Raw genomic sequence first — 17,962 nt, 5'->3', positions numbered from 1 at the left:
GCAAGATGGGCCACACCACCAGGCTCCTGCCGAAGAGTTCATGACACGGCATCGCTGGACAATCGGCGGCTCTTTTGTTAGAGCAGTCGTGGATTCGGAACCTTTGGTTCGGCCAGGGTTGGCTTTTGCCAGTCCCGAAATTCCTCAACCCTCTGAAACGGAGAGTGACGCGCGTGCAAGTCGTCGTTCGCGATAACAATGTGGATCAGGCCCTCAGGGCGCTGAAGAAAAAGATGCAGCGCGAAGGCATCTTCCGCGAGATGAAGCTGCGCGGCCATTACGAAAAGCCGTCCGAGCGCCGCGCCCGCGAAAAGGCCGAAGCGATCCGTCGCGCCCGTAAGCTGGCCCGCAAGCGCGCCCAGCGCGAAGGCGCGCTCTAAGCGCCGCCCCTTCGGTTTTTCGTGAAGATGGAATGAAGCCGCCCCCGGGCGGCTTTTTTCATGCCGGCTTCGGGCCGGCCTTGCCTTGATCAGGGCAATTCGACCTCGTAGGGGCGATTGCCGCGCCGGCAGATATAGACCTCCGGCTCCGGCCGCGCCTCGATGACGAAGCCGGCGCTGCGCAGCATCGCTTCCATGCAGGCGCGGTTCGGAATCCACCAGTTGGTCGGATCCTCGGCATAACGGTGTTCGACGAAATGCAGCTTCGGCGCGCCGGGCGCATCGAATACCGCCGTCTCCGAAAAAGGATAATCCTCCGCCATCGGCTCGACTTCGCCGCTGCCGCGCTGCATCGCCTGGCAGACCAGCATGTCGGCTGCGACCCATTCGTAGATCAGGTCGAGCGCCAGCAAGGGATGCCGCAGATGGTAAAGCACTCCCATGAACAGGACGATGTCGAAGCGCTCGCCCAGCCTGGCAAGCTCGTAGACGGACATCTCGTGGAATTCGACCTCGACGCCGCTGATCCCGGCGGCGAATTCCGCCTGCCGCAGGTAATGCGGATCGGAATCGATGCCGACCACCCGGCTGGCGCCGCGCCGCTTCATCTCGATCGAGAAGAAACCGGCATTGCAGCCGATATCCAGCACCGTCCTGCCGGTCAGATCCTGCGGTAGCGCATCGCGGAAATGGGCCCATTTCACGCTGGGATAATTGCCGAGGAAATGCTCCGGCGCCGTCTCGACGCCGGCCAGGGTCATATTGTGAAACCAGGGAGCGAGCGCGCGAATCTGCCGTTCGATCTGCGCAATGTCCTGCGTTTTACTCATCATCCAGACCGTCCTGAAATCAGCCAATAACCGGATTCAAGCAATGACCGGGCGCGGCGCGTAATCGACCGGCAGCGGCCGCTTCTTGCCGCCGATGGCCTGTCCGCATTCCCCGAACCAGACGACGGTCGGCGGCAGACCCTGCGGCAGAGACGTCGTCGGCGACCAGCGCAGCAGATCCCGCGCCCGCTCGATGTTCGGCTTGCGGCGTTGCGGATCGTCGATCGGCAACGGCTCGTAACTCAGCTCCGAGGAGGAGCCGGTCAGAGCCAGGATGAGCTTGGCCAGCTTCAGCACCGTGAATTCCTGCGGATTGCCGAGATTGACCGGCGCCGTCAGCGTGGCGGTTACGGCCATGAGCGCCATCAGTCCCTGGATCAGGTCCGAGACGTAACAGAAGGAACGCGTCTGCTTGCCGGAGCCGTAGATCGTCAGCGGCCTGCCGCTGAGCGCCTGCATGATGAAATTGGAGATGATCCTGCCGTCATCGGCCCGCATTCTCGGGCCATAGGTGTTGAAGATGCGCGCAACGCGCAGGTCGACCTTGCCGAGCCTCAGATAGTCGAAGCACAAGGCCTCGGCCGCCCTCTTGCCCTCGTCATAGCAGGCGCGCGGACCAACCGGATTGACATGGCCCCAATAGGTTTCATTCTGCGGATGCTCCAGCGGATCGCCATAGACCTCGCTGGTGGAGGCTTGAACGAAGCGCGCGGAATTCCGGGCGGCGAATTCCAGAAGCTGCCGGGTGCCGACCACACATGTCATCAGCGTGTATATGGGATCCGCCTGGTAATGCAGCGGCGAAGCCGGACAGGCCAGATTGTAGATTTCATCGACTTTCAGGCCCTTCGGCAAGGGATCCCTGATATCATGCTGGATGAAGGTGAAGCACCGGTTCTGCTCGAGCTGATGCAGGTTCTGCCGCAGGCCGGTCTGCAGATTGTCGACGCAGTAAACGACATGCCCGCTGGCCACCAGCCGGTCGCATAGGTGAGAGCCGAGAAATCCCGCGCCGCCTGCGACCAGCACGGCCTTTCTCTTGGGTAAAATGATCTCTTTCGCGGACATATGGGACTCCTGAAATCGAAAGCGCCGCCAGACATTCACCACGCGGTGCGGATTCGCCCGCGACCTAGTCAGAGACAATCACCTCGCCGGCCTGCGCCAATCCGGCCCGGGCCGTTCCGACATCGCTCAAGGAAAACAGAAACCGCTCCAGCTGCTGCGCCCGCGCGGAACCGGTATGGTTGCTTAGTACGATTTCCCGGGCGGTCGCGGCCATCTGAAGGCGCCTCGCATCCGAGCTATGCGCGAGTGCCGATATGACGTCGTCCGTCGATCGGGCCACGACGATTGCCCGGTGTTCGGGCAGGATATCCGTCAAGCCATCCCAAGGATCGCTGATGATCGGCGTTCCGCAGGCTGCGGCCTCGAACAGCCGCACGCTCGGAGACCAGCCGGCCGCAACCATATCCGAGCGGGTCGCATTCAGCGTAAAGCGCAAACTGCTATAGAATGCCGGGTGATCGGCAGGCGCGAGATGCTCGATCCTGTCAACGTTCATCGGCCAGACGATGTCGTCGGGATATTGCGGCCCGGCAACGACGAAGCGTCGGTTCGGCAGGTGACGCGCCGTCTCGATCAGAAGCTGCTCGAGCTTGGGCTGCCGATCCGGACTGTAGGTTCCGAGATAACCGAGGTCCCATTGTTTGCCGGCATCCTGGCGCGGACGATAGAATGCTTCATCGACGGCGCAATACAAAGCTTCGGCCCGCCTGGCGCGGAACCGCCGCTCGATATGCTGCAGGATCGGGCCGCCCGAAAAAGACAGATACAGATCGAATTGGGGAACCTGCCGCACTGAAATATAGTCCGACCGGTCCTCCGCCAGATGCGTTGCGGTGACGGGCGTATCGATGTCGTAAAACCCGACAATGCCGGTAGCCCGGTCAAGCACGAGATCGATGACCTCTCGCCCATCCGGAACATAGGAGCCGACCAGTACGGCGTCGGCCGACGAGATGATGCGGCCGAACCGCTTTTTCAGATCGGCAAGACCAGAATAGAAGTCGAGCCTGCAGAAACCCGGATCGAGCAGATCCCGGTTCTGGGCATACCAGGGCACATCGCGCTCAAGGAAATGAATGCGATGGCCGAGCCGCGCGAGGCCCCGCAGCAGAGCCCGATAGGTGGTCGCATGGCCATTGCCCCAGGACGAGGACAGCGACAGGCCGAGGACAACGATCGACAGGGAGGGGCTCACGCCATGACCTCCAACCTTTTGCGCTCGAAGCCGCTACGCAATATGCGGTCGACCTCCGCCGCGCGCCGGTCGTAGGTATGATCGCTCAAGACCCGGCGGAGCGCGCGCCGACCGATTTCCCGCGCCTCTTCGGGCGACAGGCCGGCCAGGATATCGGCGACATCCTGTCCGTCCCGCGCGACCAGGACTTCCTCATCCGGCTGCAGGAACAGTTCGATCCCGCGCCAGGAGTCGGTGATCAGGCAGGCTCCGGCTCCTGCGGCCTCGAAGACGCGCGTGGGCGGCGAGAAGCCGGTCTGCGCCATGCTGTCGCGGTTGACGTTGAGAACCGCTTTCGGCGAAGCGTTGAAGGCGTTGTGATCGCCGGTGGCGACATGGCCGAGATAGCGGATATTGGCCGACTTCGGCTTGTCCTCCCAGCCGGCTCCGCCGAACAGGAAACGATGATCGGGAAGCTGCCGGGCCGGCCTGAGGAAGAATTCCTCGACCCGCGCTTCGCGATCCGGCAGCCGGTTGCCCAGGAAAGCCAGATCGAACGCGAAGTCCTCTTGCACCGGCACCGGATGGTGAGTCTCGGGGTCCAGGGCATTGTAGATCGGAATGCAGTCCCGCGCCCCGAAGACACGGTATTCCTCCACGACGGGCTGACCGCCGCCATAGGTGAGAACGCCATCGAGTTTCGGCAATGCCTCTCGCAGCGGATGATCCTCCGCCTCCCGCAGGCTGGCGAGCGTCGCCGGCGCATCGACATCCCACCAGATCTTCAGCGCCTCGGGACGGGCTTGGGCCATGACGGAGGCGAGAATCTCATCATCCAGCACGCCGACGCCGCTGGCCTTGACCACGGCATCGGCCTGAGCAGCCTCTGCCGCCACCTCGCGCAGACCGGCAGGCGTGGCCTTATAGACGACCACCTTGCACCAGTCGGGATCGTCGATGTCGCGGTGCTTCTGCCGATCATAGGCATCCGGCTCGTAGAAGGTGATGCGGTACCCGCGCGCCGCCAGGGCCCGCAGCAGCCCGCGGTAGTAGGTCGCCGCGCCGTTCCAATAGGAGGAGACCAGGCTGGATCCGTAGAATGCGATTCTCATGGCACCGTCTCCACGGCCCTGCTCGGCCTGCCGGGTACGGAACGCCCAAGCCGCTGCAGGATGTTGAGCAATTGATCGACGCGATGGCTGCAGGTATGCCGCCGCCGGATCGTCTCCAGTCCGCTTGCCGCCAGCGCGCGCGCCAGATCCGGATCGCTCAGAACAGCCGCAATGTGACGCTGCATTTCCTCGCCATTGCGGGCAATCAGGTAATCCTCGCCCGGCCGGAACAGCCCTTCGCTGTCCTCCCAGGGCGCGCAGATGAGCGGGATGCCGCAGGCGAGCGCCTCGAAGACGCGGATGGTGGGAATGCCCGGCAGAGCCATGGCATAAGGCTGGCGCGGGACATGCAGCGTCAGCCGGTGGCGGGCGAATGCCGCCGGAACGTCGGCATTGGCGATCCAGCCGCCATAAGTCAGGCCGGCCGCCTCGATCTCCTGTCTTGCCTCGGCGGGATACCGCACGCCCCTGATCGTTCCCGACAGACGCAGGCGCCGCGCCGGCTCGATCAGAAAATCGGACAGTTCCTTTGTCCTCTCCCCATCGCCCCAATTGCCGATCCAGATCAGGTCTTTTCGCGGTTGCGGCGCATCCGGCACCGGACGGAACAGCCTCTGATCGACCGCTTCATGCCAGACAAAGACATTCCGATCCCAGCCGATGGCATGGTACCGGGCGCGCAGCGACTCGCCAAAAACCAGGATGCCGTCGAAGTCCTGCAACAGCAGGGCAGTAATGCCGTCGCGGTCCGAGACGGCGCGGTGATGCGTGTCGTGAAACAGAAGGGTGAATGGCGCCGCCTGCCAGCGAAGGCGCCCGATGCGGGCGACGATCTCCGGGGCTGTCCATTCATGCACGATCACCACATCGGCATCGGCCAGAAGGGTGGCGTGATCGGTCTGATCGTCATAGGTCCGCACCGGCAGCTCAGGGAAATCCCGGCTGAAGCGCTCAATGGGCTCCGGGCCTTGATCCGCAACGAGATTGCTGCGGCTCCAGCTATCGGTCGGCTCCAGCGCAAGAACGGAATGGCCGCGCGTCGCAAGCTCGCGCAGCACGCCGCGCAGAAAATGCGCATTGCCATGATTCCAGTCCGATATCAGCGATTGTGTGTAGAGGATTATGCGCATTGACCGGCCGGTATTGCGATGGAGGGATGGCTCGACATGGCCTCGTCATAGACCTGCAGCATGCGTTCGGATTGCGCTTCCAGAGTGTAGATTTCGGACCGCCGCCGCGCCGCCTGCGCCAATGCCAGCCGCTCGGTCTCGTCAAGCACCAGCCGATTGATCGCCTCCGCGAGCGCCTGCGGGTCATGGGGGTCGACGAAGAGCGCCGCCCCGTGCCATAGCTCGCGGAAGGTCGGGATATCGGAGAGGACCAGCGCAGCCTCGGCCATCGCTGCCTCCAGGACGGCGAGACCGAATGGCTCGAACAGCGAAGCGGAAACGAAGATCGGCGTTCGCCCCATCAGGCGGCGTATCTCATCGGGGCGCCGATCCCCCAGGGGGCAGGCATGCTCAAGCCGGCAATGCTGCCTATCGGGACCGGAAAGCTGGCCTGCCATGAAAACCGGCCAATCGACATGCTCGGCGGCGGCGTCGATCGCCCGGCCATTCTTAGCGTCGTCCCACCAGCGCCCGGCGGCGAGAACCAGGTTGGCTTTCCGGTAGATCCGCCGCGCCGCACCCGTGCCGTTCGGCACCACCCGGACGGCGTTCGGCGGTAAGCCATAGACCCGCTCCAGCGCGGCGGCGTGACCGTAGCTGGGCGCGACGATCAGGTCCGCCATCTGCAGGCCGCGCGCCGTATAAGCGCGGTTCCAGTCCCACTCGGCCGGCATTGCGCCGCCCCGCACGGCCTGCCACCAGGTCGCGCGACAGGAATGGGAGGTAACGACGATCGGACGGTCGACTTTCAGATCCGCCGCCTGGGACGGCAGGTTGAGATGCAGGAGGTCGATCTCCCAGCGATGGACCAACTCGCCAAGCCATTGCGGCAGCGATGCCAATGGCCCGGGCTCATCCACCTGCCAGTCGAGCGGAATATCCAGCCAGACGAAATCGGCATTGCGCAGCGCCCTTGCCTCCTCCCATTGAGCGGCGGACGGCTCAGGTCCAAGGCCGACGACCAGGACATGCGTCCCTTTGGTTGCCAGGGTTCTGCACAGATCGATGCCGTAGCGCCAAACGCCTCCGACGGCATCTATCGTCATCAATACGCGGCGATCTCGATTCACAGATGATTGCAGCATGGCTCCTCCAGCTCCCGAAGGGGCACAGGCTTGTCGTCCTGGATGTCGCTGAAACCTTGAAAGGCCGTGAGATAGTAGTCGTGCGCCCGCTCCCAGGCGAAATCGTCCGGCTCGCCCCACAGCGCGCGATAACTGGGCGAACTTGGATAAGGGTAAAGCGGCACCGGCTTGTTGGCCCAGACGCCATGCTTCTGCAGATGGTCGCGCCAATATTCGACAAGAGCAGGGTCGTCCTCTGCCACGCCAATCAGATTCCCCTGCACAAAAGGTACATGCTGGCGCGCCTTGATCAGCAGGGCGACCAAATCCTCCGTCTCAAGACGGCACCTCTTGGCAAGCGCCTCGCGTCCTTCCCTGGTCAGGCTTTCGATGCCGGCCTCGATGGAAACGCAGCCGGCCTTGCCCAGCAGCTCGATCAGATCGGGCTTCCACAAATCTATTCTGGTCTGCACGCCGAAGGAGACCGGCCGTTCGACCAAAGCCTCCAGCAAAGGCCTCTGCGGCAGGAAGATCTCGTCGACGAAATAGAGATAGGTGACACCCTGCGCGATCAGGCCGTCGATCTCCTCGAGCAGGAGATCGAGATTGCGCCGCCGATAGCTGTCCCGGTAATCGATCTTGGCGCAAAAGCTGCAATCGTAAGGACAGCCGCGGGACGCCTCGACTTCCGCCCCCGGTCCATCCGGCTGGCGGTCGAAGCGGTGATGATGATGGCCGAGCCGGGCGATCCACTCATCCGGCCAACGAAGCGGCGCATGATCGGCGAAACCGCTGGCATTCGCCGGGCCCGGCGATTGCAGGTCGCCATCCTTAAAGAAGGAAATTCCCTCGATCCCACTGCGATCCTCGCGATCCGCCAGAACCGCAACAACCTCCTCGCATTCGCCGCGCACGACAATGTCGACGCCAAGTTTCCGCAGCGTCGCGGCCGGCGTCGCCGATCCATGCGGCCCGACCGCCACCGTCAAACCGCCCCGTCCGTTCAGAACGCGCAGGAATTCTGCGGGCACGCGCAGCTCGGGCGGCGCGCAGCGCCAGAACAGATAGGTCGGCGCCGTCGCAATCACGGTCATTTCCGGCGCGAACGCGGCGACTTCGTCGGCCACCTGCTGCATCGTCTGGCCCAGAAGGTGGCCATCGGCCAGTAAAACCTCATGTCCCGACCGCTCCAGCATCGCCCGGCCGTAGCCGAGTTCCAGCGGCAGATGGGGCGAGCGGCAGCCGAAATAGATGCTGCCGTCATAGCTCCAGGGCGGATTGACCAATGCAACCCTCATACCTTCAGCCTCTCTGCATCCATGGCTATGATTTCGGCGTCGCGGTCGCAGAAGGCCGCGACCCAGGCAGCAAGATCGCGGATGCCTTGCCGCCATCCCATGCGTGCCTGCCATCTCAGCCGCTGCTGCAGCCGCCGCGTATCCGCGACGAAATAAAGCTGATCGCCGGTCCGCGGCGCTGCATGATGCAAGTCGGGTTCGGCTTTAAGAATGTCGGCTATCTCCTGCAGCACCATGCGCAGACTTACGGCGTTGGCCGGCCCGCCGCCAAGATTGAAGGCCTGACCGGCGACATCGCCGATATTGGCCAGCGCCGACCGATAGGCGGCAACCGCATCACCGACATGCAGAATGTCGCGCACCTGGCGACCGTCGCCGTAGACCGTGATGGGCTGCCCGCGCATGGCGCGGATCAGGAAATGTGCAACCCAGCCCTGGTCTTCGGTTCCGAACTGACGCGGCCCATAGATGCAGCTCATGCGAAGCACTGCGGTCGGCAGCCCGTAGGACTTGGCGTAGTCCAGAACGTATTGATCGGCCACGCCCTTGGAACAGCCATAGGGGGTGCAGAAATCGAGCTGTCTGTCCTCACTGATCCCATTGGCGCGCAATTCAGCATCCGCGGGAAAATGACAATCCCCCAGAACGGCCATCTCGAGATCGTCTAGATCGCCATAAACCTTGTTCGTGCTGGAGAAGATCAGCGGCGTATGGTCATCCTTGCGCCGGAGCGCCTCCAGGACATGCAGGGTCCCGGCGGCATTGACCGAGAAATCCTCACGCGGATCGTTCAGACTCGTCGTCACCGCGACCTGCGCCGCCAGATGGAACACGGCCGCAGCGTCATCGAGAACATCCCGCAAAATGGTCTCGTCGCGTATATCGCCAAGGACCACCTGAAGATTGTCCCGGTGACGTTCCTTCAGCCAGACGAGATTGGCTTCGACGCCGGGCCGCGCCAGGCTGTCGAGGATGATCACCTCGCGCCCCTCGGACAGATAGCTGTCTGCGAGATTGCTGCCGATGAATCCGGCGCCGCCGAGCACGACGATGGGTCCGGCCGAAGCTGCGGTGCGGCCAGCCGTCATGCGACGAGGCCCCGCGTCTCAAGCTCGCGACGCGCGTTCAATCCGCGGTCCATTGCCGTCGAAACCCGCACCCACGCTGCTAGTTCGTCGAGGGCGGCTTCCAAGGGATGCTGCGGTTCGTATCCCAGAATGCTGCGCGCCTTGCCGATATCGGAGAAACAATGGCGGATATCGCCAGATCTAGCCTTGCCGAGGATTTCCGGCGGCGGCAATTGCCGCCCCATCGCCTGGCGAAGCAGGTTTGCCACCTCGGCGATCGTATAGGAGTGGCCGCTGCCGATATTGAATACTTCCTGCGACAGGCCAGGGCGCTTTATCGCCAGCATGAAGGCCTGAACGACGTCCCGGACATGGACGAAATCCCGCCTTTGCAGTCCATCCTCGAAAATCATCGGGGCCTGGCCATGCAGAAGGCGCGAGGCGAAATTCGCCAATACGCCCGTATAGGGATTGGACAAGGCCTGCCCGGGGCCGAACACGTTGAACAGCCGCAGGGCAACGACCTCGATGTCGTAGGCGGCGCCGATGATCAAGGTGCTGCGCTCCTGCACGTATTTGGTGAGCGCATAGATCGAGGCCAGATCCGTCTGCTTCTGCTCGTCTGTCGGCACCGGCTTCAGCGCCACGCCGCCTGGGCCGACCGGATCCCACTGGCCCAGTCGCATCCGCGCCGGATCGCGCCGGACCTGCGTAACAGCCTCCCCGCCTTCCGTTTCATACCATCCTTCGCCGTACACACTCATCGACGATGCAACGACCAGCCTGCCGCAGCGGTCCGCCGCCAATGCTTCCAGCAGATGGGCCGTGCCGAGATCGTTCGCGCCCGTATAGCGCACGATTTCGTACATGCTTTGCCCGACACCGACTTCGGCGGCGAGGTGGAAAACGCCGTCAACCCCTTTCACAGCCCTGCGCAGAGCGTCCGGATTGCGAATATCGTCCCGGATGAAATCGACACCGGCGAGCGGCGCATCCGCGTTCGGACTATCGCCATGGACCTGCGGCACCAGCGAGTCGATGACCCGAACCTCGTCACCGGCATCCAGCAGGGCCTTGCAGAGATGAAGCCCAATGAATCCGGCGCCCCCGGTCACCAGGTAACGTGAAGCCATGTCGGAACCTCAGCGGCGATGGAGAATATCCATGTCGAAAACGCCACAGGCGTTTGTTGTTCCTGAAACACTGGCTATCAGGATTGGTTCCTGATCTCGCATTCCGGCCAAATCTCGCGCGCACATCGCCACGCCACAACATTGTTGTGGCTGTCAGCGCAGCAACTACGAAGTGTTTAATGGCGCTTGCAGTGCGCCACGAACGCACCGCATGCATGATGGCCTTTACTCCGACCCGTCGCCTTCGCAGCAGTTACGGGAACCTCCCGATCAAGCCTGGGTTAGGCCGCGTGTCTTCCGCGAACGAAGGTCAGTCGCCATGAAAGCTGTCGTCTACCATGCCATCATGCTATCGGATATTTTTCCGACCGGCTATTTCGGCGAGCCGCATTGGGCACCTGGGAACGGGCCGAACCAGGTTCGAAGGTCGCGCGGCTCGCCAGCGTCACCGAGGCCTATGAGATCGAGGCCTAAGAGAAATTCGACCGCCGGGCTGCCGGCTGGATGAAAGTGAAGATCGATTCGGCGCAGACGACGGCCTGAAGCGAAAGGAAGCAAGTACCATGTCCGACGAATCGACATTTGCGCGACCACCGCAGCAGCAGGATAGCCAGCCCGGCGAACGCGGCCCGATGCGCCCGCCGCCGCAGGATTGCGCGGCGAATTACAAAGGGGCGGGTAAACTGCAGGACAAGGTCATCCTGATCAGCGGCGGAGACAGCGGCATCGGCAGGGCGACGGCAATCGCCATGGCCAAGGAAGGTGCGGATATATTTTTCGTCTATCTCGAAGAGTCCGAGGATGCCAGACAGACGGAAAAGCTGATCAAGGCGACCGGGAGACGCTGTCAAAGCCTCGCAACGGATCTGGCGATACGCGGCAACGCCGTACAGGCCGTAGCGGATGCGACCGCCGCTTTCGGCCGCATCGACATCCTCATCAACAATGCGGCGGAGCAGCATGTCGCCCAGAGCCTTTCAGAGATATCGGAAGAGCAGGTCCGGCGCACTTTCGACACGAATTACTTTGCCATGTTCTTTCTGACACAAGCCTCACTGCCGCATCTGAGGGGCGGCGCCGCCATCGTAAACACCACGTCAATCACCGCCTTCCACGGCAATCCCGGGCTGATCGACTACTCGTCCACGAAGGGCGCTATCGTCTCGTTCACCCGCTCGCTGGCAAAATCCCTGGTGAAGAGCGGCATACGGGTCAATGCCGTCGCACCCGGTCCGGTCTGGACCCCTCTCATTCCGGCCTCCTTTCCAGCCGAGGCCGTGGCGGAATTCGGCAAGAGCAATCCGATGGGTCGCGCGGCCGAACCGGATGAAATCGCCCCCTGCTTCGTTTTCCTGGCCAGTTCCGATGCCGGTTTCATGACCGGGCAAATCCTCCACCCGAATGGAGGAGAATACTTCGCCTGAGAGCAGCGGCGTTTGGGAACTTTCGGCGGCAATAAGCCGTTTAAGGCCGGAAGTTTTACGGAAAGGACAAGATCATGTCCGATCTGCCGAGGCTGATGCGCGATGCCGCTTTTCTAGTCCTGGTTCTCAGCGCACTTGGTTTGGTCACCTAAGTCCTTATCAGACTTAAGCAACTGACAGAGTACCCAGTAACTTTTTTGAATTGCATGTATTTTCCGGTTGCAGAGGAACGATGTTCTTTCCGCGGGCGCGGAAGGAAACGTCTATTTTTTGTCACGGCATTATCCTCCTTTTCTTTCTAGAACAGGCTGCCCCCTCCCTTCATCCTGACCTTCCAGTCGCCAGGCGGAATCCCGTCGCGAATACCGATGAGAGAGGCCTTCGTATGCCGGAGAGTGTAAACGATCTTCTCGTCACAGCTCTGCCCGCCATGAAGGTGCTGGCGCTGCGCCTGACGCGCGATCATCACAACGCTGAAGACCTGGTGCAGGATGCCGCCGTCAGGGCGCTGTCGCGCGCGAACCTCTATTCCTCCGGGACGAATTTCCGCGCCTGGATGTTCACCATTATGCGGAATCAGCATATTGACCAAATTCGCCGCCATCGCCAGCATATCGCCGTCGATGACCTTCCGCCGCATAGCCAACCGGCCGCCGGGGCCAGCCAATACGACGAAACCGCACTTGGTGAGCTTGATACCGCCATTCGTGCCCTGGGTGTGGAACAGCGCCGCGTCATAACCCTTATCGCCGCGCACGGTCATTCCTACGAGGAAGCGGCCGCCATTTGCGGCTGCCCGACCGGCACGATCCGCAGCCGGCTGGCCCGCGCCAGGACGCAGCTCAAAAAGGCGCTGACGGGCGACGAGCTCGGCTGATCTTTCGCCAAGCATGGCCGCACAGCGTCAACGAATTCGCTTCTCCCGCGGCCGCCCCGGCCTGTGTTGCTTGGGTCTGGCGGTGTAGGCTGCAGCGCCGCGCAAATCCTCGACAAATGTCTCGTAGGCTGCGTGCCTGAGCGCCTCGTCCCGCTGATGGAGCAAAGATGCGGGATGCAACGTGATGAAGACGGCCATGCCGCCATCCAGCGGTATCGCTCTGCCGCGTTCCTCGCCGACCAAGACCCGTCGTCGCAATATGGACTGCGCCGCAGTGGCTCCCAGCGCCACAATCACTTGCGGCTTGACGATGCCGATTTCGCGGGTCAACCACCAGCGGCAGGCCTCTATTTCGGCGCTGTTCGGCCGCCTGTGCAGTCTGCGTTTTCCGCGCGGCTCATTTTTGAAATGCTTTACGGCATTCGTAACATACGTCGCCTTGCGATCAATTCCCGCCGCCTTTAGAGCTGCATCCAGGATATTCCCCGCAGGGCCGACAAAAGGCAGGCCCGCTAGGTCCTCCCGGTCGCCTGGCTGCTCGCCGACCAGCATCATGCTGGCGGCCCTCGCGCCGTCTCCACCAACAGCCTGCGTCGCATTCCTGTATAGATCGCAACGCCGGCAGCGTTGCATGTCCGCCTTTAGAGAGGGGAATCCCGCCATCACCGCCTCCAGCGCGGCATGCGCATTTGAACCGGGGGCCGATACGCCACAGGGGTTCCAAGCAGGACCGCTAAGGGGTCCGACGATGACCGCTTCAACGCAGAACCGGAAAATCGACGCGAAGCCCTTTCTGTCTCGGGTCCGCAATTTCTCCACGCAGCTGCCGCACATATCCGGCGATCAGTGCCTCCGCGACGGGAAATTTCTGTGTGGCCCCGTCGGGGGCGTCATTCGCGATAACCAATGTGGAGTGGCCGGGTGCGCGGGAGAATATCTGAACGATGATGCGGAGCCTTGCATCGTCCTGTGCTTGCCCTTGCCTTGGCGCAAGCTGGATCGCCTCGATGGTCAGCATGGCAAGGACGATTGCGGCATCGATGGCGATCGCCATATGCGGCACCATGGTGGAAACCGTCACCTTGCCGCCGTCGTTGGGCACCATCTGCGTGCAGATCGCCGGGAGGAAGGCATCGACATAGACTTTGCGCGGATCGGAGGAGGCACTCATCTCCTGATAGATCGCGGCCAATGCACCGATACGATGACGCAGGTCGGTCATCGCCCAGCGGAAGTCATGGTCCTCAGCCTCCCTCAATCGGATGCTGGTGATACTGGAGAGGATCTGGAGATTGTTCCGAAAGCGATGATTGGCCTCGCGCCATAGCTTCTGGTGATCGGCAAGCGCCGTTTGAAGCCGTGCGATCTCCTCGGCCGCAATCTCGCCGGATGCCGCGCCGCCGCCGTCTGGATTCATATGGGATATCTCCAAAGCAGCTGATGCCGGAAAGCTCCTAAAGGCGGCGCAGGACTTTGTGCCCGCCCGCACCTTCGACCTCTCTCGTTCGGCCAACCTTACGCAGGAGTGCCTCGACATTGCTGGACTTGCCGCCTTCGTTTTCACCGCCGGCCCCGCCATCGAGCATCGCCGCCATCGCTTGCCTGGCGCGCGAGAGCCGGCTCTTGATGGTCCCGATGCTGCAGTCGCAGATCATCGCCGCTTCTTCATAGGACAGGCCGCTGGCGCCGATGAGAATCAGCACTTCGCGCTGTTTCAGAGGCAGCTTGTACAACGCCTGCGCGACTTCCTGAAGCTCAAGCTTCGCCTGCTGCGCGGGCTGCGCCACCATGCTCTCTGCATGCCGCCCCTCTGCGTCCGCCACTTCCCGCCGCTTCTGGCGCAGCAGGTTGTAGTAGGTATTCCTCAGAATTGTATAGAGCCAGGCGCGCATACTCGTGCCCAGCACGAAGGCCTGCCGATTGGCCCAGGCCTTCGTCAAGGTTTCTTGGATCAAATCATCCGCCAGGTCTCTATTGTGGCAGAGCGAATGTGCCCATGCACGCAGTGCGGGGATTTCCTCAAGCAAGATCGTCCTGAAATCCGACTTCGATGCCATTGGTGTCCTTTACATAGGCGTTATTCGCCACACCTTACGGCCAATGCTAATGGCAACGTGCAGCAATCAACATGAACTTGTCTTCGAGATCGTTATGCACACGTGTGAAGGCTGCGGGAAAAGAGTGGCGATAGTGCGGCAAGATATCTGTAAACGCACAGACCGCCATGATCGTTCCTGATGGCCTGCCGGAATTCTCTTCTTGTTGCAGGTCAGATGTCGTGAAAAGATCGTTTGGAAGGCTTCCTTTCCTGCTGATACCGTGGGTAGCGACCAAAGGAGAGCTCAGATGATCCGCCTAATGGATACAATCAAGCACCAAGTCCCGTATCTACGTCGCTACGCACGCGCGTTATGCTGGGATCCGGATGTTGCAGATGCCTATGTCTGCTCGGCGATCGACCGTCTCATCGAGATGCGCGGCTCCGCCCTTTCGTCCGGCAAGTCCATACGCCTGCAGCTTTATCGCTCCCTGAGCGACATTCTGATGGCAAAGCAGATCACGGCGGATCCGAGATTCCTGTCGCCGCACCTCGATCTTCGTATGGCGCATAAATGCCTGGCTTCGCTTCCGCTTCAGAACAGGCAGGCGGTTCTTCTTTCCGCGCTGGAGGATTTCTCGCTGTCTGAGATCGGTTACATCCTCGGACTCGCCGAGGATGAGATCGCGAAGCTGATTTCGACGGGCAACCGTAAAATCCTGAAATCGGTCTATACGGACATTCTGATCATCGAGGATGAAGCGGTGATCGCCTACGACCTCTCGGCGATACTCCGCGAGCTGGGCCATAAGGTATTGCCGGTCGCATCGACCAAGGCCGAGGCCATCCGCTCCGCCAGTTCACACAATCCCGGCCTGATCCTGGCGGATATCGAGCTGGCCGATGAAAGTTCGGGTTTGGACGCCGTTCACGATATATGGTCCAACCGCATGGTGCCGGCGATCTTCATAACCGCCTATCCCGAACGTGTCGTACCTGCCGGACGGCCGGACTACTCCGTTCTGCTGACGAAACCCTATGAGCCGGAAAGCGTAAAAGGTGCGGTCAGTCGAGCCTTGTTCCTCGCGCCGGGACGTTAGCGTCCGGTACTTAGCGATGGGAAGCGTCAGCTGCCGCAAAAAGAGCCGCGAGGCGGAAAGGGGCAGTAGACCGCCTCCGTCTTGATAGCGCGACTAGGACGCGTCATTTCCCTCTAACCGGGCGACAGTCTCAGTCGATCTTCCGGTCGAGTTCTTCCAGCTTCTCCAGGATTCGGTCGGGGATAGGTTCGCTTGCGATGTTGTCGAAGAGCTGCTTCAGGCTCCGGCCCAGCCAGTCGTGACTCACTTCCGGATTCTCGGCGCCGGGTATGCGCACGGGCTCGCTTGCCATCTCTCTACGATGCGACCGACCAGTCGATCTTCCTTCTGAACCGCTCATTTATGCCTCGCATGGAATCCCGCTCTCAGGCCAGGGCGTCTTGCCGATCCAGACAGCACACTCGCCGGGGAGAACTTCAATATAAAACTTATGCAAAGTCCAACCCTTTCTAGCGCTGCCGGTAACACCCACCCCTGTCCCACTTACGAGCCGGGATCAACTTTAAACAACGGCCACATTGTTTTGTTTCATTATTTCTCGACGCCATACTTCTCAATGCACGCGACCATCCGGACGAGCCAGGCATCTACAAGGATGGCTGCAGCCATAACCGAGCGGAACATACTTCTCCCAGAAATGTAACAAGATACGGTCGTGGCGCGGCAAGAGTATCCATGGAAGGCGGTTCGATATGGCCACTAGGAAAGCGGCGAAAAAGAAAGCTGCGGGTCGGGAAAAATCACGCAAGGCCGCATCGCGAACGGAAAACGCGGAAGAGAATGGCCGATCCGGCGATTTGAGTGCGCGTTCAATCTGGACGGGTAATCTTCGTCTTGCCCTGGTGTCAGTGCCGGTGCGGCTGTATCCGGCCGTCAAAGGCACTGCCAAGATAAGCTTCCATCAGGTCCATAAGCCGTCCGGTAAGCGCATCCGGTATCAGAAAGCCGTCCCCGGCATCGGGCCGGTCGACACGGACGAGATCGTCAAGGGCTTCGAGGTATCGAAGGACAGTTACGTCCTGATCGATCCGGAAGAGATCGAAGCGATCAAGGTCGAGGCGAAAAAGACCCTCGATCTCGTACAGTTCGTCGAACAAAGCGATATCGACCCCATCTGGTACGAGAAGCCGTATTACGTGGCCGCCGATGGAGAACTGGCCGAAGAGGCCTATGGCGTGTTGCGCGATGCGTTGCGATCGTCGAAGCGCATCGGATTGGGACAATTCGTGATGCGGGGGCGCGAATATGTCGCGGCGCTGAAACCCTGCGGCAAGGGCCTTCTGCTCGAGACCCTGCGGTTCGCCGATGAGCTGCGGCGCGCAGCGCCCTATTTTTCCGACATCGCCGACGTCGTCTCGGATAAAGAGCTCCTTTCCCTTGCGTTGGAGCTGATCGAACGCAAAAGCGCCCCCTTCGATCCCAAGCGCTTCAAGGACAATTACACCGAGGCGATCCGGGAGCTCGTCGACGCCAAAATCAAGCATCGAAAACCGGTCCATATCGAGGAGGAAAGAGCCGCCGGCGGCGCCAAGGTCATAAACCTGGTCGAAGCGCTCAGGCGCAGCGTGAAGGGAGCCGACGCATCCGGAGCTGGCGCAAAAGCCCATGCGAGACGGCAAGCAGGTTGAGCACGGCCTCACGACCAATCGGCACAGCGTCAAATCTGTGGTGGCCGTCACGGTTTGCACGACACTTCTTGCGCTGGCCGGCCTCTCCTCGCTGACCGGCTTTCTCATCATCCGCGCCGGACTGTACAATGTCGCAACGACGGCGCCGCATGGCTCTGCCGTCTACTGGCTCTTGCACACCACCATGCGGCAGTCCGTGAAGCACCGGGCGGATGGCATAGCTGTTCCGAATGGACGGGGGAAAAACCTCGCCGAAGGCGCCGGCCTCTTTCAGGACAATTGCCGGCGCTGTCATGGCGCACCCGGGATCGCACCGGATTCCTTCGCGCTGGGCATGATGCCGGCGCCACCCAATCTGGTGCAGACCGCGCGGGAATGGTCGCCCGGCGAGATTTACTGGACCATCCGCAACGGCGTGAAGATGACCGGGATGCCGGGATGGCAGTTCCGGCTGGACGACGCGCAAATCTGGTCCCTCGTCGCCTTCATTTCCTGCCTGCCGAAAATCTCGCCCGAGGATTATCGATCCGGAACGGCGAATGCGAATGGCCGCGGAAAGGATGCCTGGGTGAGCCTATGCCGATAGTACCGCTTCCACCC

Annotated in this window: 19 protein-coding genes; 6 read left to right on the top strand and 13 right to left on the bottom strand. The window is 61.6% G+C overall.

Annotated elements, in window-relative coordinates:
- Window positions 1–173 precede the first annotated feature (173 nt).
- The gene (rpsU, locus tag VF194_RS05190; RefSeq protein WP_330888720.1) at window positions 174–380 is read left to right on the top strand and encodes a 30S ribosomal protein S21; all 207 of its coding nucleotides are present in this window, start codon (window positions 174–176) and stop codon (window positions 378–380) included.
- A gap of 89 nt (window positions 381–469) precedes the next feature.
- Here the strand turns inward: rpsU and VF194_RS05185 are convergent, their stop codons facing one another.
- From VF194_RS05185 to VF194_RS05145, 9 genes are all read right to left on the bottom strand, one after another.
- Entirely contained in the window at window positions 470–1,213 is a 744-nt protein-coding gene (locus VF194_RS05185) for a TIGR04290 family methyltransferase (protein ID WP_330888718.1), read from the bottom strand.
- Window positions 1,214–1,246: 33 nt separating this feature from the next.
- On the bottom strand, window positions 1,247–2,278 hold the full coding sequence (locus tag VF194_RS05180) for a UDP-glucuronic acid decarboxylase family protein (protein ID WP_330888716.1): 1,032 nt from the start codon (window positions 2,276–2,278) through the stop codon (window positions 1,247–1,249).
- A gap of 64 nt (window positions 2,279–2,342) precedes the next feature.
- Window positions 2,343–3,473 carry a CgeB family protein gene (locus VF194_RS05175; RefSeq protein ID WP_330888714.1) on the bottom strand — a complete coding sequence of 377 codons (1,131 nt, stop codon included), beginning with the start codon at window positions 3,471–3,473 and terminating at the stop codon, window positions 2,343–2,345.
- Window positions 3,470–4,564 carry a CgeB family protein gene (locus VF194_RS05170; RefSeq protein ID WP_330888712.1) on the bottom strand — a complete coding sequence of 365 codons (1,095 nt, stop codon included), beginning with the start codon at window positions 4,562–4,564 and terminating at the stop codon, window positions 3,470–3,472. Before VF194_RS05170 ends, VF194_RS05175 begins: the two co-directional genes overlap by 4 nt.
- Entirely contained in the window at window positions 4,561–5,694 is a 1,134-nt protein-coding gene (locus VF194_RS05165; RefSeq protein ID WP_330888709.1) for a CgeB family protein, read from the bottom strand. The genes VF194_RS05170 and VF194_RS05165 overlap by 4 nt, the downstream gene beginning before the upstream one ends.
- Window positions 5,685–6,779 carry a glycosyltransferase family 4 protein gene (locus VF194_RS05160; RefSeq protein WP_330888706.1) on the bottom strand — a complete coding sequence of 365 codons (1,095 nt, stop codon included), beginning with the start codon at window positions 6,777–6,779 and terminating at the stop codon, window positions 5,685–5,687. Before VF194_RS05160 ends, VF194_RS05165 begins: the two co-directional genes overlap by 10 nt.
- A 20-nt stretch (window positions 6,780–6,799) precedes the next feature.
- Window positions 6,800–8,095 carry a TIGR04295 family B12-binding domain-containing radical SAM protein gene (locus tag VF194_RS05155; protein WP_330888704.1) on the bottom strand — a complete coding sequence of 432 codons (1,296 nt, stop codon included), beginning with the start codon at window positions 8,093–8,095 and terminating at the stop codon, window positions 6,800–6,802.
- Entirely contained in the window at window positions 8,092–9,183 is a 1,092-nt protein-coding gene (locus tag VF194_RS05150) for an NAD-dependent epimerase/dehydratase family protein (RefSeq protein WP_330888702.1), read from the bottom strand. The genes VF194_RS05155 and VF194_RS05150 overlap by 4 nt, the downstream gene beginning before the upstream one ends.
- Window positions 9,180–10,295: an NAD-dependent epimerase/dehydratase family protein gene (locus VF194_RS05145; RefSeq protein ID WP_330888700.1), complete on the bottom strand. Its 1,116-nt coding sequence runs from the start codon at window positions 10,293–10,295 to the stop codon at window positions 9,180–9,182. Before VF194_RS05145 ends, VF194_RS05150 begins: the two co-directional genes overlap by 4 nt.
- A gap of 563 nt (window positions 10,296–10,858) precedes the next feature.
- On the opposite strand from VF194_RS05145, the gene VF194_RS05140 reads away from it, so the two are divergent.
- Together VF194_RS05140 and VF194_RS05135 are read left to right on the top strand one after the other, a co-directional pair.
- On the top strand, window positions 10,859–11,719 hold the full coding sequence (locus tag VF194_RS05140) for an SDR family oxidoreductase (RefSeq protein WP_330888698.1): 861 nt from the start codon (window positions 10,859–10,861) through the stop codon (window positions 11,717–11,719).
- Between the two features lie 385 nt (window positions 11,720–12,104).
- Window positions 12,105–12,596, top strand: a complete 492-nt coding sequence (locus VF194_RS05135; protein WP_330888696.1) for a sigma-70 family RNA polymerase sigma factor — start codon at window positions 12,105–12,107, stop codon at window positions 12,594–12,596.
- Between the two features lie 27 nt (window positions 12,597–12,623).
- Here VF194_RS05135 and VF194_RS05130 read toward each other — a convergent pair whose 3' ends face one another.
- The 3 genes from VF194_RS05130 to VF194_RS05120 all read right to left on the bottom strand — a co-directional run bounded on the left by VF194_RS05130 (window position 12,624) and on the right by VF194_RS05120 (window position 14,653).
- Window positions 12,624–13,259 (bottom strand): UdgX family uracil-DNA binding protein, encoded by a 636-nt coding sequence (locus VF194_RS05130; RefSeq protein WP_330888694.1) that lies wholly within the window; start codon window positions 13,257–13,259, stop codon window positions 12,624–12,626.
- A gap of 94 nt (window positions 13,260–13,353) precedes the next feature.
- Window positions 13,354–14,013: a sensor histidine kinase gene (locus VF194_RS05125; RefSeq protein WP_330888692.1), complete on the bottom strand. Its 660-nt coding sequence runs from the start codon at window positions 14,011–14,013 to the stop codon at window positions 13,354–13,356.
- Window positions 14,014–14,050: 37 nt separating this feature from the next.
- Complete coding sequence (locus VF194_RS05120; RefSeq protein WP_330888690.1) at window positions 14,051–14,653, bottom strand: sigma-70 family RNA polymerase sigma factor; 603 nt, start codon at window positions 14,651–14,653, stop codon at window positions 14,051–14,053.
- Between the two features lie 289 nt (window positions 14,654–14,942).
- On the opposite strand from VF194_RS05120, the gene VF194_RS05115 reads away from it, so the two are divergent.
- A complete protein-coding gene (locus VF194_RS05115; RefSeq protein WP_330888688.1) occupies window positions 14,943–15,734 on the top strand; it encodes a PhyR family response regulator anti-anti-sigma factor in 792 nt (263 codons plus the stop codon).
- A gap of 130 nt (window positions 15,735–15,864) precedes the next feature.
- Here the strand turns inward: VF194_RS05115 and VF194_RS05110 are convergent, their stop codons facing one another.
- A complete protein-coding gene (locus VF194_RS05110) occupies window positions 15,865–16,026 on the bottom strand; it encodes a NepR family anti-sigma factor (RefSeq protein ID WP_330888686.1) in 162 nt (53 codons plus the stop codon).
- 400 nt (window positions 16,027–16,426) lie between these two features.
- On the opposite strand from VF194_RS05110, the gene VF194_RS05105 reads away from it, so the two are divergent.
- Together VF194_RS05105 and VF194_RS05100 are read left to right on the top strand one after the other, a co-directional pair.
- Window positions 16,427–17,362, top strand: a complete 936-nt coding sequence (locus VF194_RS05105; RefSeq protein WP_330888684.1) for a Ku protein — start codon at window positions 16,427–16,429, stop codon at window positions 17,360–17,362.
- Window positions 17,340–17,948, top strand: coding sequence for a cytochrome c (locus VF194_RS05100; protein WP_330888682.1), 609 nt, complete (start codon window positions 17,340–17,342; stop codon window positions 17,946–17,948). Before VF194_RS05105 ends, VF194_RS05100 begins: the two co-directional genes overlap by 23 nt.
- Window positions 17,949–17,962: the final 14 nt, after the last annotated feature.

Source organism: Ferrovibrio sp., assembly GCF_036381655.1.
In the GTDB taxonomy this organism is placed as follows: Bacteria; Pseudomonadota; Alphaproteobacteria; order Ferrovibrionales; family Ferrovibrionaceae; genus Ferrovibrio.
The sequence above is the reverse complement of the archived record's forward strand: the minus strand, read 5'-3'. Positions and strand labels throughout refer to the sequence as shown.